The sequence below is a fragment of the Virgibacillus kimchii genome, assembly GCF_055379185.1.
This window is the reverse complement of sequence record NZ_AP043951.1, coordinates 640,901-665,641: the sequence shown is the minus strand read 5'-3', so window position 1 is coordinate 665,641 and position 24,741 is coordinate 640,901. Positions and strand designations below refer to the sequence as shown.

25 protein-coding genes are annotated in these 24,741 nt (G+C 39.7%); all 25 read right to left on the bottom strand.

Features of this window, described 5'->3' with window-relative positions; genetic code table 11:
- Positions 1-118 precede the first annotated feature (118 nt).
- Complete coding sequence (locus ACZ42C_RS03395) at positions 119-1,228, bottom strand: BMP family lipoprotein (protein WP_461181325.1); 1,110 nt, start codon at positions 1,226-1,228, stop codon at positions 119-121.
- 114 nt (positions 1,229-1,342) lie between these two features.
- Positions 1,343-2,068, bottom strand: a complete 726-nt coding sequence (locus ACZ42C_RS03390; RefSeq protein WP_461181324.1) for a GntR family transcriptional regulator — start codon at positions 2,066-2,068, stop codon at positions 1,343-1,345.
- 212 nt (positions 2,069-2,280) lie between these two features.
- Complete coding sequence (locus ACZ42C_RS03385; RefSeq protein ID WP_461181323.1) at positions 2,281-4,554, bottom strand: FtsK/SpoIIIE family DNA translocase; 2,274 nt, start codon at positions 4,552-4,554, stop codon at positions 2,281-2,283.
- Between the two features lie 136 nt (positions 4,555-4,690).
- A complete protein-coding gene (locus tag ACZ42C_RS03380; RefSeq protein WP_461181322.1) occupies positions 4,691-4,897 on the bottom strand; it encodes a YlzJ-like family protein in 207 nt (68 codons plus the stop codon).
- Complete coding sequence (locus ACZ42C_RS03375) at positions 4,894-5,634, bottom strand: ClpP family protease (RefSeq protein WP_461181321.1); 741 nt, start codon at positions 5,632-5,634, stop codon at positions 4,894-4,896. The genes ACZ42C_RS03380 and ACZ42C_RS03375 overlap by 4 nt, the downstream gene beginning before the upstream one ends.
- 189 nt (positions 5,635-5,823) lie before the next feature.
- Entirely contained in the window at positions 5,824-6,699 is an 876-nt protein-coding gene (gene dapA, locus ACZ42C_RS03370) for a 4-hydroxy-tetrahydrodipicolinate synthase (RefSeq protein ID WP_461181320.1), read from the bottom strand.
- Between the two features lie 107 nt (positions 6,700-6,806).
- Complete coding sequence (gene dapG / locus ACZ42C_RS03365; protein ID WP_461181319.1) at positions 6,807-8,045, bottom strand: aspartate kinase; 1,239 nt, start codon at positions 8,043-8,045, stop codon at positions 6,807-6,809.
- Between the two features lie 26 nt (positions 8,046-8,071).
- Positions 8,072-9,109, bottom strand: a complete 1,038-nt coding sequence (locus ACZ42C_RS03360) for an aspartate-semialdehyde dehydrogenase (RefSeq protein WP_461181318.1) — start codon at positions 9,107-9,109, stop codon at positions 8,072-8,074.
- 63 nt (positions 9,110-9,172) lie between these two features.
- Complete coding sequence (gene dpaB / locus ACZ42C_RS03355; RefSeq protein ID WP_461181317.1) at positions 9,173-9,763, bottom strand: dipicolinate synthase subunit B; 591 nt, start codon at positions 9,761-9,763, stop codon at positions 9,173-9,175.
- 34 nt (positions 9,764-9,797) lie between these two features.
- Complete coding sequence (dpaA, locus tag ACZ42C_RS03350; RefSeq protein ID WP_461181316.1) at positions 9,798-10,667, bottom strand: dipicolinic acid synthetase subunit A; 870 nt, start codon at positions 10,665-10,667, stop codon at positions 9,798-9,800.
- 147 nt (positions 10,668-10,814) lie between these two features.
- Entirely contained in the window at positions 10,815-11,045 is a 231-nt protein-coding gene (locus ACZ42C_RS03345) for a YlmC/YmxH family sporulation protein (RefSeq protein WP_461181315.1), read from the bottom strand.
- Between the two features lie 302 nt (positions 11,046-11,347).
- Entirely contained in the window at positions 11,348-12,568 is a 1,221-nt protein-coding gene (locus tag ACZ42C_RS03340; protein WP_461181314.1) for a M16 family metallopeptidase, read from the bottom strand.
- Positions 12,569-12,620: 52 nt separating this feature from the next.
- Complete coding sequence (locus ACZ42C_RS03335) at positions 12,621-13,565, bottom strand: polysaccharide deacetylase family protein (protein ID WP_461181313.1); 945 nt, start codon at positions 13,563-13,565, stop codon at positions 12,621-12,623.
- Between the two features lie 138 nt (positions 13,566-13,703).
- The gene (locus ACZ42C_RS03330; RefSeq protein WP_461181312.1) at positions 13,704-15,818 is read right to left on the bottom strand and encodes a polyribonucleotide nucleotidyltransferase; all 2,115 of its coding nucleotides are present in this window, start codon (positions 15,816-15,818) and stop codon (positions 13,704-13,706) included.
- 257 nt (positions 15,819-16,075) lie between these two features.
- Complete coding sequence (gene rpsO / locus ACZ42C_RS03325) at positions 16,076-16,345, bottom strand: 30S ribosomal protein S15 (RefSeq protein WP_461181311.1); 270 nt, start codon at positions 16,343-16,345, stop codon at positions 16,076-16,078.
- Positions 16,346-16,505: 160 nt separating this feature from the next.
- Positions 16,506-17,444, bottom strand: a complete 939-nt coding sequence (ribF, locus tag ACZ42C_RS03320) for a riboflavin biosynthesis protein RibF (RefSeq protein WP_461181310.1) — start codon at positions 17,442-17,444, stop codon at positions 16,506-16,508.
- A gap of 21 nt (positions 17,445-17,465) precedes the next feature.
- Positions 17,466-18,359, bottom strand: a complete 894-nt coding sequence (truB, locus tag ACZ42C_RS03315) for a tRNA pseudouridine(55) synthase TruB (protein ID WP_461181309.1) — start codon at positions 18,357-18,359, stop codon at positions 17,466-17,468.
- A gap of 66 nt (positions 18,360-18,425) precedes the next feature.
- Positions 18,426-18,767, bottom strand: coding sequence for a 30S ribosome-binding factor RbfA (rbfA, locus tag ACZ42C_RS03310; protein ID WP_461181308.1), 342 nt, complete (start codon positions 18,765-18,767; stop codon positions 18,426-18,428).
- 48 nt (positions 18,768-18,815) lie between these two features.
- The gene (locus tag ACZ42C_RS03305; protein WP_461181307.1) at positions 18,816-19,094 is read right to left on the bottom strand and encodes a DUF503 domain-containing protein; all 279 of its coding nucleotides are present in this window, start codon (positions 19,092-19,094) and stop codon (positions 18,816-18,818) included.
- Positions 19,091-21,223: a translation initiation factor IF-2 gene (gene infB, locus ACZ42C_RS03300; protein ID WP_461181306.1), complete on the bottom strand. Its 2,133-nt coding sequence runs from the start codon at positions 21,221-21,223 to the stop codon at positions 19,091-19,093. The genes ACZ42C_RS03305 and infB overlap by 4 nt, the downstream gene beginning before the upstream one ends.
- Positions 21,224-21,243: 20 nt before the next feature.
- Positions 21,244-21,543 carry a YlxQ family RNA-binding protein gene (locus ACZ42C_RS03295; protein WP_461181305.1) on the bottom strand — a complete coding sequence of 100 codons (300 nt, stop codon included), beginning with the start codon at positions 21,541-21,543 and terminating at the stop codon, positions 21,244-21,246.
- Positions 21,533-21,814: an RNase P modulator RnpM gene (rnpM, locus tag ACZ42C_RS03290; protein WP_461181304.1), complete on the bottom strand. Its 282-nt coding sequence runs from the start codon at positions 21,812-21,814 to the stop codon at positions 21,533-21,535. Before rnpM ends, ACZ42C_RS03295 begins: the two co-directional genes overlap by 11 nt.
- 11 nt (positions 21,815-21,825) lie before the next feature.
- Positions 21,826-22,956, bottom strand: coding sequence for a transcription termination factor NusA (gene nusA, locus ACZ42C_RS03285; protein ID WP_461181303.1), 1,131 nt, complete (start codon positions 22,954-22,956; stop codon positions 21,826-21,828).
- 15 nt (positions 22,957-22,971) lie between these two features.
- Positions 22,972-23,439, bottom strand: a complete 468-nt coding sequence (gene rimP, locus ACZ42C_RS03280) for a ribosome maturation factor RimP (protein WP_461181302.1) — start codon at positions 23,437-23,439, stop codon at positions 22,972-22,974.
- A gap of 386 nt (positions 23,440-23,825) precedes the next feature.
- A complete protein-coding gene (locus ACZ42C_RS03275; protein ID WP_461181301.1) occupies positions 23,826-24,659 on the bottom strand; it encodes an STAS domain-containing protein in 834 nt (277 codons plus the stop codon).
- Between the last annotated feature and the right edge of the window lie 82 nt (positions 24,660-24,741).

Sequence of the window (24,741 nt, the reverse complement as noted above, 5' to 3'; positions counted from 1 at the left end):
CTAAAACAATGAGGCTGTCTCATAAAGGGAACTTTTACAATGAAGCGTCATTAATTGGATAAATGCGTTACGCTTCAGTGTCTTTGGACCCTTTATTAATGGACAGCCTCATTATAGCTTACAAGGAGTCAATAAAATTTTCTAATTCATCATGTGTTTGCGGCACTTCTACCTCGCCATTAATAATTCTTTCTCTCCAGTCATTTGTTGTATCGACAATTTCTTCCGTTATTGCTTCTTCATTTGTATCGGCAAGGGAAACCCCTTCATCTTCCAATCCGAATTCCAAAACTTCTCCACCGGGGAATTCGCCGTTAAGACCCAAATTACTAACTTCCTGTACTGATATATCCACTCGTTTAACCATGGAAGTAAAGGTAACATTATGATCGCCAATTTCGCCTTCTTCATGTTGGTCACGGTCTACACCGATTACCCATACATCACGATCCGGATCGTTTTGCTTTAAGTCTTTTGCCTGGGCAAACACACCATTGCCCGCTGCACCGGCCGCATGATAGATGATATCTGCACCGTCGTTATACATGCGTGTTGCAATTAATTTTCCATCATCGGCAGAACTGAAATCTCCAACATACTGAACGTCAACATCAATGTCCGGGTTAACTGACTTGGCACCGGCAACAAATCCTACTTCAAACTTATTAATTAAATCTGAATCAACACCGCCTACAAAGCCTAATTTATTCGTTTTTGTTTTCATTGCTGCTGCAACCCCTGCAAGGAAAGACCCCTCATGCTCAGCAAAGGTAACACTTGCAACGTTCGGTGCATCAACAACAGTGTCTACAATAGAGAAATCCAAATCAGGGTTTTGCTCTGCAATATTTGTAATAGCATCCTCCAGCAGGAAACCGATACCAAAAACCAAATCATAGTCATTACGTACTAAACGTGTCATATTCGGCATATAGTCTGATTCATCGGAGGATTGTGCATAGTCAAACCCTTCTCCTCTTTCAAGACCATGCTCTTCCCCCCACGCTTGGATTCCTTCCCATGCGGACTGATTAAATGATTTATCATCAACCCCGCCTTCATCTGTAACCATCGCTACAGCATAATCAGCGGATGATTCCTCACCATCTGCACCGTCATCTCCAGCGGATGCTTCTCCATTGTCTTCATCTCCACCGCCACACGCAGCCAATAGTATTCCCAAACTTAATAATAATGCAAAGAACAAAATAAACTTACGATTTTTCATACTGACAACCCCCATTTTTATAAATTGATCAAAACACAGGCAAAACCACCCATTAGTATTTCCTAATATCCCGCTGCTACTCACCACCCCCTAAAATGATAATAATAGTCCACATTACATTCTTTTCCGTAATACTTCAAAACGGAAAAAATCGGATCGAAAGTAATTTGCCGAGTATAAAACGGGCTCATCTCTTTCTGTATAGTGTAATTGCTTTAATAAAAGCAAGGGCTGATTGGAGTTACATCCTAATATTTTGAAAATACGTTGTTGATAGCTTACAGGCTCAATCCTGGCCAGGGCATAGGAAACATGAATGTTTGCATACTTTTCCAGTGTTTTAAATAAAGATTCTTCCTTTTTCACATGATCTTGCAGCAATACCCCTTGCGGAAGCTTATCAATGCATAATACAACTGGGTTGTTATCTGCAGTGCGCACACGTTCAATTTTCAAAACAGATTGCAGCGCTTCATCGACAAATTGCTCTCTGTCATCAGCAGTTGGTTTAATAATCTCTGTATTTATGTATTGCGTGCCTGCTTTTTTACCTGAATTTTCTATCATTGCAGTAACACTATTTAATTGTTCGATACCTGAAGAGAAAATGGGTTTTTGATTTACAAATGTCCCGACACCATGTCTCCTGTATACGATATCTTCTTCTTCCATTACCCTTAATGCCTCTCTCAATGTAGCACGTGAAACGCCCAGCAGCTTGGCTAATTCATATTCAGAAGGCAGCTTTTCACGCTCCTTATACTTTCCATTCTTCATATCCTGTTTTAATTGATCGATAACCTGTAAATATAAATGGCGTGAATCAGGCCGGATAGACATAGGCGCTCTCCTTATTATGTAATGACAAGCAACAAAGGTCTGACCTCTGACATATTACTTTCATCCTACATAAATATATCATTATTGGATGAATAAATAAATAGCTCGGTTATATATTTATTTTAAAAACTTGTTGTCTGATCAAAAATTTACTCATTTTCAACCCGCAAATGAAACCCGGCAAGCAAGCCGGGTTTCACTGTTTCAATTAGTTATGAGGTTTTTTCTTCCTGTGATTGACTCACTAAAACAGTCCTGGGCTTACTTCCTTCGTAAGGCCCGACAATTCCCCTGTCCTCCATTGCATCTATTAATCTCGCTGCCCTTGTATACCCAATCCTGAATCTTCGCTGCAGCATGGAAACACTTGCACTTTGCATTTCACTAATAAGCTGAACCGCATCATCAAACAGTTCATCATCCACTTCATCCACTACTTCACTCGTATCTTCTGGAATCATTTCTTCCTGGTATGAAGCCTTTTGCTGATCAATACAATGATCAACAACCCGCTCCACCTCTTCATCGGACAAAAAGGCACCTTGTATACGGGTAGGTTTTGACGCACCTACAGGCATGAACAGCATATCTCCTCGTCCCAACAGTTTTTCTGCTCCACCTGAGTCCAGTATGGTTCTTGAATCTGTTTGAGAAGAAACGCTGAATGCTATTCTGGAAGGAATGTTTGCTTTAATTACACCCGTAATTACATCAACGGATGGTCTTTGCGTCGCAATAATCAAATGGATCCCTGCTGCTCTTGCCATTTGGGCAAGTCTGGTAATAGCATCTTCCACTTCACTGGAAGCAACCATCATCAAATCAGCCAATTCGTCAACCAACACGACAATATATGGCAGGTTGGGCTGTTGTTCCTCTGATGTCTGATTGTATTTACGAATATATTCATTGTAACCTTCTATATTTCGGGTTCCTGTTTCCGAAAATAATTCATACCTTCTTTCCATTTCAGCAACAACTTTTTTCAAAGCTCTCGAAGCTTTCTTAGGATCAGTAACTACCGGAGCAAGAAGGTGTGGTATACCATTATAAACATTTAATTCCACTTTTTTCGGATCAATCATCATCATCTTAACTTCATGTGGTTTTGCCCGCATCAAAATAGTTGTAATAATACCATTTACACACACACTTTTACCGCTTCCTGTAGCACCGGCTATTAAGAGGTGCGGCATTTTACTTAACTCGGAAACCACTGCATCACCGGAAATATCTCTACCCAACGCAAACAATAGTTTGGAAGTCTGAGTGAATGTATGATCCATTACTTCCTTTAATGAAACCATGGCAATTTCCTGATTGGGGACTTCAATTCCAACGGCGGATTTTCCCGGAATCGGTGCTTCAATACGTATGTCTTTTGCAGCGAGCGCCAGCGCCAAATCATCATGAAGACTAACAATTTTACTCACCTTTACGCCTGCTTCGGGATATATTTCATATTTAGTTACAGCAGGACCAACATTTACCTTTGTCACTCTAGCCCTTACACCAAAACTGTGAAACGTCCTTTCCAGTTTTCTGACAGTCCCCTGAATTTGGGACTTTTCCTGATGCTGGGCGTTATGAGCAGGTTCTGCCAGTAAGTCCAATGACGGAAGCATGTAATCCCGGTTCTCTGTCTCTTCCATCGTCATCTCACCGATTATATCTTCGTCCAATACTTCATTATCCTTATCATTGGATTTTGGCTCTTCTTTTTCCATTTCATTCTGCTTGAGTTCCTCCGGCGTATAGGTTGAATCCGTAAATGCCTGAATAAAAGGTTCTTCCCGTTCCTCAGCCAATACCTCTTCCACTGGACTCTGATCAGAAGCATTCTCTATTTTCCGCTCTTTTTTCTCCAATCTATAATGCTTTACTTTTTCAATAAATTGTCTGATCAAAGCTGTAATTTTTTCATAGGACTTCTTTACAAATTCACCTATCGACACCTCTGTCATAAACATTACACCTATAATCATGGAAAAAACAGCTGCAATTTTGGCTCCGACAAGGGAAAATAAATAATAGGAAAAAGTGAAAAAAAGCGCTCCTGCCATTCCTCCCCCAATTACTTGGGAAGAGGCCTGTCCACTTAAATAATTGAAAAACTGGTCCCAGGTTGTTGCAATGATCGAAATGTTTTCGCTGATTACTAAACTTTCATATATTTGAATATGGGTAATCAGTAAAAGACCAATAAAAAAAATTAAAAAGCCAGCCATTTTTCTGTTGGAGAAATCCGGCTTCCTTCGTTTCACTACTAAAATGACCCCTGTGATCAGTAATATGACCGGGGCAACAAAATACCAGATTCCTAAAAAGAACCGAAAAATATGTTCCAGCCCTCCTGGGATTACACCGTCACTAATTGCACCAGCGCCACTTCCAAAGATTGCCAGAAAGATAAAAAGCAACCCTAATAACTCAAATTTTAATTGTTTTTTTAATTTATTACTTCTTTTTTTTCTTTTCTTTGCCATTCGCCCACCCCATCTTATGCTGGAATGCCTCTTTAATATAAAGACTAAACCCCTGCCGGGAAAATGGCAAGGGTTATTTTATATTATACCATATTCAGGAAAGAAAAAAGCAAAGAAACTCTTCACTCAAAATGCTTTATGATAAGATGGAGCCCGGTGTGAATTTTTCATTTAGAAAATCCTGGGGATCTGTGGACATCAGTTGTAAAAGCTGGTAGGAACCGTCATTATTTTGTTCCACATAAACTGATTTACCTTCATAGGACATAAATTGACGGTTGCTGTATGCATCATTTGCAGTTGGGAAAACGTCTTCCTGTGATAATGGAGTATATAAAATCATTGTATCACCCGGCCATTCGTTTCTTTATTTTTATCAATCAACTCATTGACTTTTTCCATTGCTTCTTTCACACCGCCGATACCGTCAATCAATCCATATTCAACTGCATCCGTGCCAACAACATTTGTCCCTATATCCCTGGTTAAATTTCCTTTGGCAAACATTAATTCTTTAAATTTTTCTTCTTCAATGTTGGAATGATTTACTACAAAATCAATTACTCTTTCCTGCATCTTATCGAGATATTCAAATGTTTGCGGTACACCGATAACCAATCCGGTTAATCGGACAGGATGGATGGTCATCGTAGCAGTAGGTGCAATAAAAGAATGATTGGCTGCCACAGCAATAGGGACACCGATCGAATGCCCGCCACCTAAAACGATGGAAACTGTCGGTTTGGACATTGAACCAATCATTTCCGATAACGCCAATCCTGCTTCCACATCTCCCCCTACAGTGTTTAATAAAATGACTAATCCTTCTATTTTAGGATTTTGTTCAATCGCAATCAACTGTGGCAATAAATGTTCATACTTTGTCGTTTTATTTTGTGGAGGCAGCTGCACATGCCCTTCTATTTGGCCGATGATAGTCAATACATGGACATTAGAGTCAGGTGCCTGGGCAACATTTGACTGACCCAGCTGCTGGATTTTCTGAACAATGCCGGACTGTTGCTGATCCTGCCCTTCATTTGGCTGCTGTGTATCTTTTTTCTCTTCATTATTATTCATTTACGAACACTCCTCTTTAGTATTGCTGTTACTTAATATGTACGTAAATGAGACTTGCCATGCACTGATATAAATAATAAGCATTTATTTTCCACAGCCCCGACGATACACCTGCTGCGATTATGTATATTCTCCAATAATAGAAAAAGAAATTTCAATTTACTCTTCAAAAAAAGTATCGGCTGTCGATCAGCCGATACTTTTCTGAATGATTTCTTCTAGATTTTTTTGTTCATGATCAGTGAGAGGAATTAATGGTAGACGGACAGTGCCTGAATCCATCCCTTTTATTTTCAGGGCTGATTTTACAGGGACTGGTGACGGGGAAGTAAACAATCCATTCATTACCGGCAGCAGTTTCCGGTGTAAAGTACCGGCCTGAATCACATTTCCATGTTGGAATTGCTCAATCATTTGCTTCATCTCTTGACCGATAATATGTGAAGCTACCGACACGACACCATCGGCACCTACGGCAAGCATCGGCAAAGTCAGACTGTCCTCCCCGCTGTAGACACTAAAATCATCTTTTGTATTCTCTATGATAACCGAAGTCTGATCTAAATCCCCTGCAGCTTCTTTTACAGAAACGATATTTTCCATTTTGCTTAAACGGATAATTGTATCTGCATTCATTTTCACAACTGAACGGCCGGGTATATTATACAGCATCACCGGTAATGAAGTTGCTTCTGCAATAGCTTTAAAATGTTCATACATTCCCGACTGGCTTGGTTTATTATAATAGGGTGTTACGAGCATAACAGCATCGACACCGCACTTTTCAGCCTCCTGGGTCAATTTTATGGAGGCTTTTGTGTTGTTGCTCCCTGTTCCCGCAATTACGGGAACTCTGTTATTAACCACTTTTACAACATGCTGATACAGTTCCACTTTTTCAGCATCAGTCAGGGTCGGTGATTCACCGGTAGTACCTGCTATCACCAGCCCATCTGATGAATTCCGGATTAAATATTCAATTAAAAAAGTTGTTTGCTCAAAATCAACTTCCCCATTCTCATTAAAAGGAGTAACCATCGCCGTTAATAATTGACCAAAGTTCATTTTAACCAGCCTTCTTTCAAATAAAGTGAACTTTCTTGGATGCCTTTTTACCGCCTGGATAAGAATAGGCAAAATCATGAGGTAACAGAACATTTATGAAAAAAGGTTTATTTTACTCTGGAAGCAACCAATCGATCCCCCAGGCCGAAAACATCATGTAAAGCATTTACAGCCTTTTTTAAATCCGCATTATGAACAAGTACCCAAATAGTCGTGTGGCTGTCAGCTGATTGGAGAATTTGAATTTCCTGTTCGGTTAATGCCTGAACTATTCTAGAAGCAACGCCTGGCATACCAGTCATACCGGCTCCGACTGCAGACACCTTAGCACAATTCCTCGTGACTTGCGGCTGAAAGCCCAATGTTTCCAAAATATGGACAGCTCTTTCGGTCAACGCATCAGGAACAGTGTAAATCACTCCCGTTGGTGAAATATTAATAAAATCAATGGAAATACCGGCCTCAGCCATCCCTTTAAAAACTTCAGACTGAAGACGATACACTTCCTCTTTCGTCTGTACTTTGATTTGTGTAACGGAAGAAATATGGGCAATACCAGTAATAAGTCTTTCTGAGATATCCTTACCTTTTTGCTGCTCTCTTGAAGCGGTTACCAGTGTCCCTCCATTATCAGCATATGTGGATCTGACCTTCATCGGTATTTTAGCCTGCATGGCAATTTCCACAGCCCGTGGGTGTATGACTTTTGCTCCCTGATATGCCAAATTGCATATTTCTGTGTATGTCACTACATCAAGCGGCCTTGCTTTTTCAACAACCCGCGGATCTGCGGTCATTATTCCATTGACATCGGTAAATATTTCAATACGTTCTGCCAGAAGAGCCGCGCCAAGTGCCGCTGCTGTTGTATCACTTCCGCCGCGCCCGATAGTTGTAATATCACCGGCTTCCGTTTGTCCTTGAAAACCTGCTACGATCACCACATCATGGTTTTCCAATTCTTTTAGTAATCGCTGTGGCTTTACTTCCTTTATTTTTGCCCGGGTAAAATCATCTGTCGTAATAAATCCTGCCTGTGCGCCTGTTAGTGCAATGGAATCAATATGGTGGTTTCGTAATTCATTGGATAGTACCACTGATGATATGACCTCACCGCAGGACATAAGCATATCAAGCTCCCGCTCTGAAGTTTTATTGCCCGGAAAATCCACCAGATCCAACAGCGTGTCAGTAGCATATGGATCCGGGTTTCTTCCCAATGCAGAAACCACCACTACAAGCTTATAGTTTTTCCTAAGTGCTTCTTTAATATGTTTTATGACATGGGTTCTGTTTTTATCAGACTGTACGGAAGTACCTCCAAATTTTTGAACTAAAATTTGCATATTCCCACCTCTATTGCAAGAGCTATTTATTCTTCAATTAATGCTTGTGCTATTTGGACCGTATTTAATGCTGCACCTTTCATTAAATTATCAGAGACGACCCACAGATGAAAACCTTTGTCATGATCCGGATCTTTTCTTACCCGCCCGACAAACACTTCCTCTTTATCTTCAGCGCTTAAAGGGGTTGGATACGTCTGTGTAGACGGGTCATCCTGTAAAACGACTCCTTCAGCATTTTCCAGTGCCTTCCATACATCATCCACGGTAACGCCATCCTTTTCAACTTCCAGATATACACTTTCGGCATGGGAAGTAAAGAAAGGCAACCGAACACAAGTAGCAGCTACGGATAATTCCGGAGCATGCATAATTTTTTTCGTTTCATTGATCATCTTCATTTCCTCAAAAGTATACCCATTTTCCTGGAATACATCTATTTGAGGAAGTGCGTTAAATGCAATCGGATAATGTTTGTTATCTCCTTTTACAGGAAGCAGCTCTGCATGAGGCTCTTTGCCATCCAAAAAGTCCCTGCTCTGTTCTTCCAACTCTTTCAATGCTTCTGCACCTGCACCGGAAACAGCCTGATATGTGGATACAATAACCCGGCTTACTCCAAGTGTATCCTGTATTGGTTTTAAAGCAGCCACCATTTGAATGGTAGAGCAATTCGGGTTCGCAATAATTCCCTGGTGAGTTTTAATATCTTCTTTATTCACTTCAGGTACCACAAGCGGTACATTCTCATCCATTCGAAATGCGCTCGTATTATCTACTACTACCGCGCCGCGGTCTACTGCTTCCTGTGCAAACTTCTTGGAAATGGAACCGCCTGCTGAAAATAATGCTATATCTATGCCATCAAAACTTTCTGCAGTGGCTTCTTCTACTGTAATTTCCATATTTTTAAAGTTGATCTTCTTACCTGCCGACCTTTTGGAGGATAGCAACTTCACTTGATTAACCGGAAAATTCTTTTCTTCCAACAATTTTAGGATCGTCTCTCCTACTGCTCCTGTTGCCCCTAGAATTGCTACATTGTAACTAGTTTTTTGTTCCATTCTCCTATTCCCACCTTATATAAATTTCATTGTTGTTCTTATAATATTCTATTCTATCATATTCTACTGCTTATGCGGAATAATAACAGGTTGAAGTTGGTTAAAATGAAGTGCTTCTTCTACTGTATCGCTTAATAAGTCCATATTTGCCACCAGTGAATTTGGCTTTTTATATGGATTATCCTGTCCAAACGGGATGAAATAAATCAATTTTGTCGCCATAAGCCGCATTAAATTAACACCATTTAGACCTAGAGCATCATTTGTGGAAACACCAAGAACGACAGGACGGCCATTTCTCATGGTAGCTTTTGCCGCCATAAGTACAGGGGAATCCGTCTGCGCATTTGCAAATTTGCTCATTGAATTACCCGTTAACGGGGCGATCACCATGCAATCCAAAGGGTAAGCAGGTCCCAGCGGTTCTGCATCAGGCATATTATCAATCACTTTTTTTCCTGTAATGGTTTCTATTTTTTTAATATGATCCGCTGCTTTGCCAAATTTAGTATCTGTATTTTGTACAGTATAGGTTACGACCGGCACAACTTCCGCTTTTTGCTCCATCAGTTTTTCAAGCTGAGGAAATACATCCTCATACGTACAATGGGAACCTGTTAAGCCAAAGCCAATTCTTATACCTTCTAAACTCATCGCTTAAATACCCTCCTATTTTAAAGTAAATAATTTATTTACGCAAAAACTGTTTTATTACATCAGCAAGTATCCTGCCTGCTGTTTTAGGAGCCACAATTCCCGGTAAACTTTTTGCCAGAATAGCTTTTATCCCGCGTTTTTCCGCGTAATCAAAATCTGTTCCACCCGGTTTGGAGGCAAGATCGAATATTAATGCATGAGAGGGTAAGTGTTTTATCTCATTTTTGGTAATGATTTTATCGGGAATCGTGTTTATTAATAAATCACAATTACTTGTATAATGATGAAGTTCGTCTAAAGGAATTGCGTTTAAACCCATTTCCGTAATTCTTGCCAGATCTTTTATACTGTTTGCACTGACCGATACTTTTGCTCCCAATGCGGAAAATTTATTTGCTACTGTATGGCCCACTCTCCCAAATCCGGTAACAAATACACGTGATGAATGAATGGTGTAATCCGTATGTTCAATAGCCATCATAATGGTTCCCTCTGCGGTGGGTATGGAATTATATATAGCTACATCATCCCTGTTCAGCAAAGGAATTAATTTTACATTTGCTTCATTTGCGGCCTCAGTTAAATAATCACTTGTATTTCCCGTAAATATGAATGCTGATCTTTTTAATTGATAAAACCATTCTTTTTCTATCCTTATTGGCTGGTCTGAAAAAACAGTTTCTACCTTGCCCTGATCATCTGTACCGGTGATGGGCAAAATAACGGCATCAATTTCTTTTGGATTTAAATCGTGAAAGTCCATTTGTTTTAAACCTGTAAACCCTGGTTCTAACCTTTCAAAACCAACCAGAATAATCGTAGTGTCCGAAAGTGATTGCAGCTGTCTGATTAATTCCAGGTAGCGTGCGTCCCCTCCTATGACAGCAATTAACTGATTCATTATTGTTAAACACCCTCCAAACTTACACATCCTTTTTTCATTTCTTTATAGCTTATGTGATTGTGGGGTGTTAGTGATAATCTGATGAAAAAAACCAGTAAAAAGGCTGGTATCACAGTGGACACCAGCCATTTACGAAATGACATACTATTCATCAATAATAATCATATCTTCTCCTATTTTCCGAATGGATTCCCAGCGAATTTTTGTTTCCTCTCCCTCTTTCTTTAGACCGAACCACTTATAATTGGGAATGACAAAGGATTCGATTTTTCCCGTTTTCTCATTGATTTCCAGGTCTGTTTGCCCCAATATACCCAGCCTGGCCCCTTTATTAACATTGACAATTTCTTTTCCGCTAATTTCCTTATAACGCATGAAAAAACCCCCACCATATATCCTATTATAAAGGCTATGATGAAGGTCAATTATTTATAACCAGTACGAATGACAAGTTTCAACTATGAATTGAGGATGATCTTTAATAAAGCTTTCTTTGTATAAATCCATAAACTGTGATGTAACTTATCGTTATTTCCTAAGTCTAAGCAACAACTACCGTCCGTGATCGCTTCGGGCGGACAGCGTAGTGTATTTCCACAGCGGTAATCGATACTCAAACAACATTTAAAGTTACGTCGCATTTACCTTCAACTGTGAAGACAAAATCATCACAAATATTATTTAGTGACAGGTGCAATTAAAGCCTCGGAGGAAGACCGGTTAAATACCTTTTCAATTACATCCTTTATTGAGTCATGGGAGACGGCATCAATTTCGTGTATGATTTCATCAAGGGAACGGTGTCTCTTAAGAAGCAACTCATTTTTTCCGTTCCGGCTCATTCGGCTGCTTGTGCTCTCCAAACTTAGCATGAAATTTCCTTTTAATTGTTCTTTGCTGTTTTTTAATTCTTTATCCGTTAAACCACGGGTAATTAAATTATTGATCGTTTTATCAATAGTCTCCCTTAATAATGGCAACTGTTTATTGCCTGTTCCCGCGTAGATTGTCAGGAGCCCATTATCCAGAAAGGATGAATGATAGGAGAATACTGCATAAGCCAAGCCTTGCTTTTCCCGAATATCCTGAAATAACCGGGAACTCATACTGCCTCCAAGCACATTATTCATAATAATTAAGCTGTAAATATTATCATCACCAATAGGAAGTCCATTAAATCCAAGACATAGGTGTGCCTGTTCTGTATCCTTTTTCTTTGTCATATTTTCAGCTAAAAATGATGGTTTGCCAATCAAACCAGATGTATTCTCGGATTGATAAGAACCGAAACGGTTCTCAATGGAATGGATAAATGACTCATCTACATTACCCGCTGCGGAGATTACGACATTTTCCGGCGTATACCTCTCCTTCATATAATTTCGAAGTGTTTCCGGAGTAAATGTCTTTAATTGTTCTTCCGTACCCAAAATGGGATATCCAAGCGGGTGTTCACCAAAAGAAGCCCGTGCCAGCAAGTCATGGACAATATCATCCGGTGTGTCTTCATACATTTTTATTTCTTCATAAACTACTTTTTTTTCCCTCTCCATCTCTTCCTCATCAAAAGAAGAATGAAAAAACATATCAGCGAGAATTTCCAAAGCAAGCTCTTTATGTGTATCTAGCACCTTTGCATAAAAGCAAGTGTATTCTTTGGAAGTAAACGCATTTACCTGGCCGCCTATCGAGTCAAAAGCTTCAGCTATATCCTGGGCAGACCTGGAAGCTGTCCCCTTAAAGAACATGTGCTCCAGAAAATGCGAAATCCCGTTGTTTATTTTCGTTTCATTGCGTGAACCGGTTAAAACCCAAATACCGATGGTAACGGATCTGACAGATGGAATTTGTTCCTGGACTATGCGAAGTCCATTTGGGCTCGTATGTTTTTGTATCAATCGTTTGCCTCCTAAAAATATGGATTTTCCTATTCGGGAATAAGATGACTCATTATCTCTCTTCACTAATCAGCTTGTCGACTGTTCCTATTTTATAGCCGGCGTCTTTAATCAGTTCAATAATGGCTTCAAGCCCACCTGCAATAGAGGGTGTAGGATGCATTAAAATAGTTGCGCCCGGATGGATTTTATTCCTTACACGGTCCACCATTACAGCGACTGAGGGATTCTTCCAATCGATCGTATCTACAGTCCAAAGAACTGTCTGCATGTCAAGATGGTGCGCTGATTGTACTATATGCTCATTAAAACTTCCGCTTGGCGGAGCAAACCATTTTGGGGATTTGCCGGTAATTGCCTTAATAATTTCGTTTGTTTGACTGAGCTGCTCTACCGCCTGCTGATTTGACAGTCTTGCCATGTCCGGATGATTATAGGCATGATTCCCTATTAAATGTCCCTGTTCATCAATCATTCTAACATAATCCGAATTTGACTGCGCCCATTTTCCATCAATAAAAAATGTTGCTTTCACCTTATGCTCCTTAAGAATATTCAGAATGTCCGGGATATGCTCGGTACCCCAGGATACATTAATCAAAAATGCAACCATGTCTTTTTCCGGGTTCCCCCGGTAAATAGGTGCAGCTGGCAGGTCCTCCACGCTGACATCAGGAGAAATTTCTTTATAAACGATCAATGAAGGGTCAAATACACCTTCTTCTTTCATTTTTTCATAGGATTTATTTATATCCACTGATAAACCATTTCGACCAGGTGTTTTTTTCCACACGCTATCTATATATGCATCCTGGGGCTCCTCTGAAAATTGTGCGCTTTTTTGTTCAATTTCCTTGTATAAAGGATCTTCATGTTTTGTTGCTTCCTGATACATAACAGGATCAATAGTCTGAAACGGATAGTAACTTCCGTTAAATACCAGACCTACCATAATAACAAATACAAATAAATGAACCAGTGTTTGATAGCGAAACATACACATCCCCCCTTATCATCTTATGAAAGGAGGGGACAAGTATGAATTATTCGTTTAAATAGTGGACAAGAGAAAGGGAAAATGAGCCGTATTGCAAATAAAAAAAGAAACTGGTTATCCAGCTTCTATTTTTCTTAATTACGATTTAGCTTGTTCAATTTTTTCCCTTTCTTCCTTTAAAACAGCTTTTCGTGACAGATTGACTCTCCCCTGGTGATCAATTTCTTTTACCTTTACCATAATTTCATCACCAATGGAAACAACATCTTCCACTTTGTTAGTCCGCTTTTCTGCCAGCTCGGAAATATGAACCAAACCGTCTTTTCCTTTGAACAACTCTACAAACGCACCAAATTTTTCAATTCGTTTTACTTTACCAAGATACATTTGGCCTACTTCTACCTCACGAACAAGATCTTCAATAATTTTCTTCGCTTTTTGGTTCATTTCAGCATCCGTGGATGAAATAAACACACTTCCATCCTGTTCAATATCAATTTTAACGCCTGTCTCATCAATAATTTGATTGATTTGTTTACCACTCGGTCCGATTACATCACGTATTTTCTCAGGATTGATTTCCATTGTCAGGATTTTAGGAGCATACTCCGATAATTCCTGTTTCGGCTCTTTAATGGTAGCAAGCATGGATTCCAGAATTTGCAATCGTCCTCTTTTAGCCTGCTTTAACGCTTCTTCCAGAATTTCTTTTGATAAACCGGAAATTTTAATATCCATTTGCAATGCAGTTATTCCTTCAGAGGTACCGGCAACTTTGAAATCCATGTCACCCAGTGCATCTTCCATTCCCTGGATATCAGTTAAAATAGTGTAATCTTCCCCTTCTTTAACAAGGCCCATGGCAATACCGGCAACAGGCGCTTTAATGGGAACACCTGCATCCATCATGGCCAGCGTACTTGCACAAATACTTGCCTGGGAAGAAGAACCATTGGATTCCAATACTTCTGATACTAAGCGAATGGTATACGGGAACTCTTTATCTGAAGGGATTACTTTTTCCAATGCACGTTCACCCAGCGCACCATGTCCTATTTCCCGACGGCCCGGTCCTCTGATGGGGCCGGTTTCTCCAACACTGTATTGCGGAAAGTTATAGTGATGCATAAATCGTTTGGATTCTTCCAAATCAAGTCCATCAAGTATTTGTACATCACCGAGTGCTCCCAGTGTACAAACGCTAAGCGCCTGGGTTTGGCCTCGTGTAAATAAACCTGATCCGTGGGTTCTCGGCAATACGTTAATACGTGAAGACAATGGACGGATTTCATCATTGCTTCGTCCGTCAGGCCTTACTTTATCCTTCGTAATTAAACGGCGGACTTCATCTTTAACCATTTGATCCAGGACCATTTTAACCTGCTTAATTACTTCTTCTTCTTGTTCTTCATATTGCTCAATCGTTTCTTCTTTTACTTGCTCAATTGCCTCTTCTCTTGCATGTTTTTCTTTGACCTGTATAGCTTCAATAAGCTTTTCCTTTGCCTCATTTTCAACCTTTTCGGCAAAGTCATCATCTACATCAAATAATGTAACTTCCATCTTTTCCCGGCCACAGGCTTTAACAATTTCTTCCTGGAATTCAACGAGGCGAATAATTTCCTTATGCCCGAACATAATGGCTTCCAGCATTACCTCTTCCGGAACCTCATTCGCACCTGCTTCGACCATATTTATCGCATCTTTTGTCCCTGCTACCGTTAAATCAATATCACTTTTTTCTTCCTGTTCTATGGTCGGGTTAATTATAAATTCGCCATCCACTCGTCCAACATGAACACCTGCAATTGGTTCAGCAAATGGAATATCGGAGATACTTAATGCAATCGAAGAACCTACCATTGCAGCAATTTCTGTGGAACAGTCTTGATCCACACTCATAACAGTGCTGATGACCTGAACTTCATTCCGAAACCCATCCGGAAACATCGGGCGAATCGGGCGGTCAATTAACCTGGAAGATAATGTCGCTTTTTCACTTGGCCGTCCCTCTCTCTTAATAAAACCTCCAGGGATTTTCCCAACTGCATATAAGCGCTCCTCATAATTAACTGTTAATGGAAAGAAGGGTAAATCTTTTGGTTCTTTGGAGGCGGTTGCCGTGGATAATACCGAAGTATCCCCATAGTGAATCATACATGCTCCGTTTGCCTGCTTTGCCAATTCCCCTATTTCGACAGTAAATGTATTACCGGCAATTTCTGTGGAAAATACTTGCTTTTCTTCAGCCATACGTACTAGGACTCCTTTCAAAACACAATCTATATATCATTTTATAGTTTATTTTGGCTAATGTAAATTCTTTATAAACATATTACCTTTATAGGTATCAAAAAACAACCTGCGGGCTTTATACCCGCATTTTTTCACTCTTATTGCTTAATCAATATTTATTGCTGATTGATAAAGAACCACCGATTATTTACACATTAAAGGTAAGATTTTTTTTTAATATCCTAAAAAAAGCAGGATTTCTCCTGCTTTTTGGATTAACGGCGTAGACCGAGTTTTTTTATCAATTCACGGTAACGTGTTACGTCTTTGTTCCGTAAGTAATTCAGTAGATTACGGCGTTTCCCGACCATTTTTAACAGACCTCTGCGTGAATGATGGTCTTTTTGATGGACGCGCAAATGCTCATTAAGCTTTGTGATTTCTTCTGTAAGCACTGCAATTTGCACTTCCGGGGAACCTGTATCATTTTCATGAACTTTATATTCATTAATGATTTCATTCTTTCTTTCTTGCGTGATAGCCATCCGGCTCACCTCCTAATATTATTTAAATCCCCTATCCCCCAGCAAACGTCGGAGTTACGATTTGCCAAGCGATGGTTTTACGTTGTTTATCGTACATCTTTTTATACAAAAATGCAAGTCATACCGTTAAATTTACACATTCAATAAACGTCCGACGGATTTATAAGGAAAAATAATGACGTGTTTCACGTTCATCTTTTTCAAGTTGTCTAACAAGCTCGTCAACACCATTAAATTTTACTTCATTACGCATAAACTGATACCATTCAATAACTAACTCTTCCCCATAAATATCCTCGTTATAATCAAAAAGATGTACTTCCAGGGAAGGTTGTTCCTCTCCGGTAGTAAAAGTTGGCTTCACTCCCAGGTTGGCCATCCCTTCATATACCTTCTGTTTGTGCAAAGCTTTTACAGCATACACACCAGGCTTTGGCATGATGGTATCCGGATGTATTTTCAGGTTCGCGGTCGGATACCCTATTGTTCTTCCCCGCTGATCTCCCTTCACAACGATCCCGGTGACAGATAAGGGCCTGTTCAGCAAGGCGTTTACCTGTTTTATTTCTCCCTCTTTAATAAGCTTCCTTATTTTTGTGGAGCTAACTTTTTCGCCAGCCATTTCCACTTTATCAACGGTTGTCACTTCAAAACGATTTCCCGCATACTCTTTCATTTTAGCCATATTCCCCTTCCCCTTATGACCAAATGTATAATCAAAACCGCCAATAATATGTTTCATGTTCAAACCAACGATAAAATGGTCAATAAACGCTTCAGGTGAAAGGGAAGCCAATTGCCGGTTAAACGTAATAACGTACATTCGGTCCACATTCATTTGCTGTAGAATCTTTTTCTTTTCATGTAAAGGAGTAATGTACTGCACATGCTCCACGTCCTTTTTTAATACAGCGGAAGGATGTGGATGAAACGTAATAACAGCACTTTCCATTTGGTTACTTTCAGCTGCTTTTTTTGCGGTATGAATCAGCTTTTGATGCCCTTTATGAATGCCATCAAAAAAACCGATGGCAGCAACTGTTTCGGGCAGTTCCTCCAACTTTAACAAATGCGGGTATGTAATCTCAACTATCTTCATAAACTTACACCTACTCTTCACCTATTCATGAAAAACACGAAGGGGTTTAATTTGCTCCGGGTCGTCCGGGTGAATGTGATAAATGGCCAAAACTTCTTCACCATCCATCATCACTAACGGACCGTCCTCCATCCCTTTCGGCTTTTTCAATTTTTGGCCATGATAAATTTTTTTCTTCAGTCGTTCATCTGCATGAAAACGCGCTAAATGTTCCACCCCTTTTTTGATGGGAAATAATAATTTCTGCTGTCGTTTTTCACTTATTGCTTCTTCTATTGTAGCAAATGTAACTGAATTTTTCTTTGTAAAACTTCCGGTTTTTATCCTCTCCAGTTTCTCCATATGTGCTGGATAACCCAACTTTTTGCCAATATCAACACATAGCGTTCTTACATAGGTGCCTTTGGAGCAGGTAACTTCAAAACGAAAAGATACTGCTTCCCGTTCCTCAGCCGGAATTCTTTGAATATCATGAATGTTTACTTCCCGTTCCGGACGGTCTACGGTTTTTCCCTCCCGGGCATATTCATACAATTTTTTACCATTTACCTTTACTGCTGAATACATAGGAGGAAGCTGTTTTATTCTTCCTTTAAAAGAATTTAGTACAAAATCAATTTCTTTATCTGTTGGAGGGGATGTAATTGTTATTTCTTTGGTTACTTTGCCGTGGGCGTCTTCTGTATCAGTTGCGATTCCCAATTTGACTGTAGCAATATATGTCTTATTCGTATCGGTTAAAAAAGGAACAATCTTTGTAGCCTGTCCGATACAAATCGGCAGTACACCTTCCACCTCGGGATCCAATGTCCCTGTATGTCCTACTTTTCTTGTATGAAATAAAGTACGGACCTTCATTACACAATCATGGGAGGTTAGCCCCCTGGGCTTCCACAAAGGTAAAATGCCATGCATCACTTTCAGCTCCATTTACAGTATGTAAAATCTGACCGGCATTCACCGGTCAGATCCATGTTTTGGTTATTTATTTAAATCGCGCAAAATCGTTTCAATTCTGTTGCCCCGTTCCAGAGCCTCATCAAATTCAAATATTAATTCCGGTGTTTTTCTGAGACGGATTCTCTGACCGATCTCTGATCGAATAAACCCTTTTGCTTTGGATAAGCCTAATAGCGTATCCTGTTTTTCCTTTTCATCACCAAGTACAGAAATGAAAATTTTTGCCTGCTGCAGGTCGCCTGTTACTTCCACGTCTGTCACTGTCACAAAACCGACTCTCGGATCTTTGATTTTTCTTGTAAGAATTTCTCCCATTTCTTTCTTCATTTGCTCTGCAACTCTGTGTGCCCGTAACTCAGCCATATTTTTCACCTCAATCTTTACACATTGATGACAGTGGACAATGCACTACTATAATTCTTCCACATTAGTAATTGTTCGTTCAAGTTCTGAAAAAGCATCCACTACCTTCAATGCTTCCTGAATGACTTTTTCAGCATGATTTTTTTCATTTGATAATGCAACAATGCCAATTTTAGTTCTTTGCCATAGATCGTGATAGTCCAGTTCTGCTGCCGAAACATTTAATTCCTGCCTTAGCTTTGCTAAAAGACGTTTAATAATGGACCTTTTTTCTTTTAAGGAATGCCCTTCATACATGATGCATTCAACTTCGGCATAAAAAATCATCTGCGTTCGATTTCCTCCATAATGAATGCTTCAATAATATCGCCTTCTTTTATATCATTAAAGTTTTTAATCGTTATTCCGCACTCATAGTTCTGAGCAACTTCCCGAACATCATCTTTAAACCGTTTTAATGTGTCTATCTCTCCTTCAAATTGAACTACACCGTCACGAATTAAACGTACACCGGAATCCCTTGTTATTTTCCCATCTGTCACATAGCTTCCGGCAATCGTTCCAATTTTGGAGACTTTAAAGGTTTCCCTCACTTCCGCCTGACCAATTACTTTCTCTTCATATTCTGGATCAAGCAGGCCTTTCATGGCTGCTTCTATTTCTTCTATTGCTTTATAAATAACCCGGTGGAGTCTTATATCCACTTTTTCCGAATCGGCAGCTTTTTTCGCATTAACATCCGGTCGAACATTAAAACCAATCACGATCGCATTGGATGCAGATGCCAGAATAATATCAGACTCTTTAATTGCACCTACACCGGTGTGGATGATTTTAATATTTACACCGGCAACATCGATTTTTTGCAGGGAAGAAGCCAATGCCTCAGCTGAACCTTGTACGTCAGCCTTTATAATAATGTTTAATTCTTTCATCTCGCCCTGCTTTATCTGTTCAAATAAATCATCAAGACTTACTCTGGATTGTTCGCCACGATTTTCCTGAATCTGTTTTTGCTGCCGGGCTTCTCCGATTTGTCTCGCTTTTTTCTCATCCTTAAATACAAGGAACTGATCCCCAGCCTGAGGAACCTCGTTTAAACCGGTGATTTCGACAGGTGTGGAAGGTTCCGCCTTTGTAACACGTTGTCCTATATCACTTACCATCGCACGTACACGGCCATAGGTATTCCCGACAACAATGGAGTCTCCCACATGGAGGGTTCCATTTTGAACCAGCAATGTAGCAACTGATCCACGCCCTTTATCAAGCTGTGCATCAATGACAGTCCCGAATGCGTAATTATTAGGGTTGGCTTTTAATTCTTCTACTTCCGCTACAAGCAGAATCATTTCCAGCAGCTCATCAATACCTTCCCCTTTTATGGCGGATAGATTAACGAAAATCGTACTTCCGCCCCAGTCTTCCGGAATCAATTCGTATTCCGTCAATTCCTGCATCACACGATCCGGATTTGCTGCTTCTTTATCCATTTTATTTACAGCTACAATAATGGGTACTTCAGCAGCCTTAGCATGGTTAATGGCTTCAACAGTCTGTGGCATGACGCCATCATCGGCAGCTACAACCAAAATAGCGACATCCGTAACCTGTGCCCCGCGGGAACGCATACTGGTAAATGCGGCATGCCCTGGTGTATCCAGAAATGTTACTTTTTTGCCTTCGTTTTCTACTTGGTATGCTCCAATGTGCTGGGTAATCCCACCTGCTTCACCGGCAGTTACTTTTGTATGACGGATTGAATCAAGAAGCGTGGTTTTCCCATGATCGACATGACCCATAATCGTGACAACGGCAGGTCTTTCCTGAAGATTTTCTTCATCATCTTCCTCAATATATTTATCAAAGTCCGTATCTTCAAGAATTATTTCCTTTTCCACTTCAACACCATACTCCGCACAGATTAATTCGACAGCATCATCATCCAGATCCTGGTTCTTTGTAGCCATAACGCCCAGGAACATAAGTTTCTTAATAATTTCAGCTGTGTCTTTATTTAATTTATCTGCTAAGTCACTAACAGTTAATGTATCACTGTAAGTTATTTTCTCCGGTGTTTCTTTTACCGGTTTTGCAGGCCTCTTACTTTCTTTCCCTTTGTTACCTTTATTTCCCTTTTGCTTTTTATTCTTATTTTTAGTCTGCTTATTTTGCTGTTTTGGATTCGGGTTGTTTCTTTGTTTTCCCCGTTCTTCTTTCTTCTTATTTTTTGTTTTCGAATCAGTTGTGGATTTCTGTTCCCGATTCGTTGTTTTTGACTTATCATTTTTTACGGTGGATGGATGAAATTTCTCATCCAGTTTCTTTATTATGTCGGTGGAAATAGTTGACATATGGTTGGAAACCTCCACATCCATCCCCTTTAAAATATTAATAACGTTTTTGCTTGATGTATTATTTTGTTTGGCATATTCATATACACGCATTTTGCTCATACGTTCACCCCCGAATTTAATTACCCGAGTAACGACTTTATCTTATCCGCAAAGCCTGCATCTAAAATAGCGACGGCTACTCTTTTTTGTTTTCCAATTGCATGGGACAGTGTTTCACTGTCGTCTGCTGTTTCAAATGGTACTTCATAGGTTTTACATTTATCTGTAATCTTTTTTCGTGTCTGTGGCCCTGTATCACTGGCAAGTAAGACCAGTTTTGCTTTATTTCTTTTAATGTCCTTTATAATTGTTGCTTCCCCAGTGGCGCATTTCCCCGCCCGATTGGCTAAGCCCAGTAAATTCAAATAGCTATTTTGCATAACCTTTACCTGCAATCATTTGTTTTAATTCTTCATAGAGATCCGTGTTTACTTCAGCGTTGAGATGGCGGTTTAGAATTCGTGATTCTTCTGCTTTTGAAATAACTTCCAGGTCCCTGGACAAATAAGCACCTCGCCCGTTCTTTTTTCCGGTGGGATCCACAAAAACTTCACCTTCTTTATTTCGTACCACCCGGATCAGATCCTTTTTTGGTTTCAATTCATTCGTGATCACACATTTTCTTTGTGGAATTTTCTTTTTCTTAACCATTTGGATCCTCCTTACTGAAACAAGTCCTCATCTTCCCCATGTATTTCTTCTTCATACTCTGTATCGTCACCAAAAAAAGCATCCTCTTTTTCTTCCAACAGTCCTTCTTCTTTTGCTTCAGATTCACTTTTAATGTCTATTTTCCAACCTGTCAGTTTTGCCGCGAGCCTTGCATTTTGTCCGCGTTTCCCAATGGCAAGCGACAGCTGGTAATCCGGAACAATAACTGTTGTTGCCTTTTCCTCTTCATCTACTAGAACATCTACTACTTTGGATGGGCTCAGTGCATTTGAAACAAATACTATCGGATCATCCGACCATTCCACTACATCAATTTTTTCCCCTTTTAATTCATCCACAATCGTTTGTACCCGCTGCCCCTTTTGGCCGACACAGGAGCCTACGGGATCAATGTCCGGGTCAGGTGCATAAACAGATATCTTGGATCGGTCACCAGCTTCCCTGGCGACAGACTTAATTTCAACTATCCCATCGTAGATTTCCGGTACTTCCATTTCAAATAACCGTTTAAGCAGCCCGGGGTGGGATCGGGAAATATATATTTGTGGTCCTTTGCTCGTATTTTCCACTTTTGTTACAAATACTTTAATCCGATCGTGAATATAATATTCTTCTGTTGGCATTTGTTCAGCTTCTGCCAATTTTGCCTCGATTTTACCCAGGTTCACGTATACATACCGGTTATCCTTACGCTGAATAATACCGGTCATTACATCTTCTTCACGATCTGCATACTCGGAAAAAATGACCCCCCGTTCTGCTTCTCTCACCCGCTGAGTAACAACCTGTTTAGCTGCCTGAGCTGCAATTCTCCCAAAATCCTTTGGTGTGACTTCCATTTCGAGCACATCTTCCAGCTCATAATTCAGATTTATTTCCTTTGCTTCCTCCAGGCTGATCTCAAGCTGATGATCTTCCACTTCTTCAACAACTGTTTTTCTTGCAAAAACACCCATCTTTCCAGTTTCCTCGTTTAATTCAATTCTTACGTTTGTAGCCGATTTGAAATTTTTCTTGTAAGCGGAAATAAGGGCTGCTTCCAAAGCTTCCAGTAAGATATCTTTATCAATGCCTTTTTCTTCCACTAAATAATCAATCGCGTCAAACAACTGATTGCTCAATTTATTTTTCCCCCTTTAAAACATGACAGCCAGCCGTGCTTTAGCCACTTTTTCATACGGAATACTGACTTCTTTTTTGACTGTTTTATCCTTATATTCAATCGCTAACAAGTCATCCGAGAAACCAGTAAGTTTTCCTTCATATTCTTTTTCGCCATTAATTGGTTCATAAAGCCTGATATTGACATTATTGCCTATATTACGAACAAGATCATCCTTTGTTTTTAACGGTCTTTCTGCCCCGGGTGAAGAAACTTCCAGGTAGTAGGCGCCTTTAATTGGATCATTGGCGTCCAGCTTTTCACTTAATTCCTCGGAAACTTCCCCGCACTCCGTTATATCAATACCTCCGGCTTTATCAATATACACACGCAAAAACCAGTTCTTGCCTTCTTTCACATATTCCACATCCACAAGTTCCAAATCCCGCTTTTTTAAAATGGGCTCAACTAAATCTTCCGTTGTTTTCACAATTGCGCTCAAACTTTGTCCTCCTTTGTTCACCAGTCTTTGTTTCATTAGTATAAACAATTATCGTATTTTTCATTTTCTGTAAGCAATGATCGAATAAACTGATTGCCATCATGCTTTCCCTTAAAGCCTTACTGCCTTATGGTCCATCTTCAAGCTTACCAGTCAGCCAATATAAAACCCTTGCCTCATGTGTGGCAAGGGAATGGCTGTTGCAGAGCTGCTTCATCGTAATAAGAAAGAGCGGGCAATCACCCACTCTTTAAACGTTCATTATCATACGCAAGAAGTAGTATATCATAAGTCAGATTAATATGCAAGAACGAAAATGCATGCTATTTAAACTTTCCTGACTTTTATTCTTTCCATTTTAGTTATTTTTAATCACTCTTGGCGGATTATATACTTTCGGTTTGTATATGTTCTTTTAACGCCTGTTCCACCGTTCCCCTTTTTTCAACGCTATGAGCGAATGACTCATCATAATTAATAATTTTCCTTACCACCTCTGGTCGCAGACCTGTAATGACAGACCTGCAGCCCATCATGGAGATACCGTCATGCAATTTCAGAAAGTAGCGGATAGCTTCACTGTCCATATCGGCAATACCGGATAAGTCCATAATTAATGTATTAACCCGTTTAGCCCCGATTTCCACCAATACTTTTTCCTCTACAATATTTGCCCTGTAACTGTCCATTGTCCCGATAAGAGGCAAAATACTTACCTTTGGAGAAATAGGGATAATTGGTACCGATAAACTTTCAACCAATTGTCTTTGTTCATCCAGCAACCGATCCTTATAATTTGAGTACGTAATAAAGAACTCCTTTAGAAAATCATCAAGCAATTCATTCATTTTGCGGCCGGTTGCATAATATTCCTCCCGGGGAAAATGCTCATCTTTCAGCCTGTCGAATTCATAGAGGAAAGTCCAAAGGGTTTTTCTTATTTTTTGAACCCATTCCAGCTTAAAAGAAAGTGTTAAAGAAGAATGAGCCCAGGCCACTCCTTCCTGGTTGGCAAATTGTATAATTTCTTCTTCTCTTTCCTCTACGACCATTAAAATCAATCTATAGGCATTTTCCAATAAATTAATGTTTCCAACTACCTTTATTTCTTCTACCTTTTCACGAACATTACGTTCTTCAAGAAGTTTAGAAGTAAATTCTTCTCTGTTTTCAATTAAGAAATCTGTAATACTATTTTCATTGTTGTAGTTTAAATTCAATACATATCAACCTTTCAGATTGGTTTAATAAATTAATTGAAAATTGCTATTTTATACAAGTTGATTATAGCATACATAAACG

Excerpts from the sequence above, each read along its gene's own strand:
- ACZ42C_RS03395 (WP_461181325.1), bottom strand. The coding sequence starts at position 1,228 with ATGAAAAATCGTAAGTTTATTTTGTTCTTTGCATTATTATTAAGTTTG.
- ACZ42C_RS03390 (WP_461181324.1), bottom strand. The coding sequence starts at position 2,068 with ATGTCTATCCGGCCTGATTCACGCCATTTATATTTACAGGTTATCGAT.
- ACZ42C_RS03385 (WP_461181323.1), bottom strand. The coding sequence starts at position 4,554 with ATGGCAAAGAAAAGAAAAAAAAGAAGTAATAAATTAAAAAAACAATTA.
- ACZ42C_RS03380 (WP_461181322.1), bottom strand. The coding sequence starts at position 4,897 with ATGATTTTATATACTCCATTATCACAGGAAGACGTTTTCCCAACTGCA.
- ACZ42C_RS03375 (WP_461181321.1), bottom strand. The coding sequence starts at position 5,634 with ATGAATAATAATGAAGAGAAAAAAGATACACAGCAGCCAAATGAAGGG.
- dapA (WP_461181320.1), bottom strand. The coding sequence starts at position 6,699 with ATGAACTTTGGTCAATTATTAACGGCGATGGTTACTCCTTTTAATGAG.
- dapG (WP_461181319.1), bottom strand. The coding sequence starts at position 8,045 with ATGCAAATTTTAGTTCAAAAATTTGGAGGTACTTCCGTACAGTCTGAT.
- ACZ42C_RS03360 (WP_461181318.1), bottom strand. The coding sequence starts at position 9,109 with ATGGAACAAAAAACTAGTTACAATGTAGCAATTCTAGGGGCAACAGGA.
- dpaB (WP_461181317.1), bottom strand. The coding sequence starts at position 9,763 with ATGAGTTTAGAAGGTATAAGAATTGGCTTTGGCTTAACAGGTTCCCAT.
- dpaA (WP_461181316.1), bottom strand. The coding sequence starts at position 10,667 with ATGAATCAGTTAATTGCTGTCATAGGAGGGGACGCACGCTACCTGGAA.
- ACZ42C_RS03345 (WP_461181315.1), bottom strand. The coding sequence starts at position 11,045 with ATGCGTTATAAGGAAATTAGCGGAAAAGAAATTGTCAATGTTAATAAA.
- ACZ42C_RS03335 (WP_461181313.1), bottom strand. The coding sequence starts at position 13,565 with ATGTTTCGCTATCAAACACTGGTTCATTTATTTGTATTTGTTATTATG.
- ACZ42C_RS03330 (WP_461181312.1), bottom strand. The coding sequence starts at position 15,818 with ATGGCTGAAGAAAAGCAAGTATTTTCCACAGAAATTGCCGGTAATACA.
- rpsO (WP_461181311.1), bottom strand. The coding sequence starts at position 16,345 with ATGGCTATCACGCAAGAAAGAAAGAATGAAATCATTAATGAATATAAA.
- ribF (WP_461181310.1), bottom strand. The coding sequence starts at position 17,444 with ATGAAGATAGTTGAGATTACATACCCGCATTTGTTAAAGTTGGAGGAA.
- truB (WP_461181309.1), bottom strand. The coding sequence starts at position 18,359 with ATGCATGGCATTTTACCTTTGTGGAAGCCCAGGGGGCTAACCTCCCAT.
- rbfA (WP_461181308.1), bottom strand. The coding sequence starts at position 18,767 with ATGGCTGAGTTACGGGCACACAGAGTTGCAGAGCAAATGAAGAAAGAA.
- ACZ42C_RS03305 (WP_461181307.1), bottom strand. The coding sequence starts at position 19,094 with ATGATTTTTTATGCCGAAGTTGAATGCATCATGTATGAAGGGCATTCC.
- infB (WP_461181306.1), bottom strand. The coding sequence starts at position 21,223 with ATGAGCAAAATGCGTGTATATGAATATGCCAAACAAAATAATACATCA.
- ACZ42C_RS03295 (WP_461181305.1), bottom strand. The coding sequence starts at position 21,543 with ATGCAAAATAGCTATTTGAATTTACTGGGCTTAGCCAATCGGGCGGGG.
- rnpM (WP_461181304.1), bottom strand. The coding sequence starts at position 21,814 with ATGGTTAAGAAAAAGAAAATTCCACAAAGAAAATGTGTGATCACGAAT.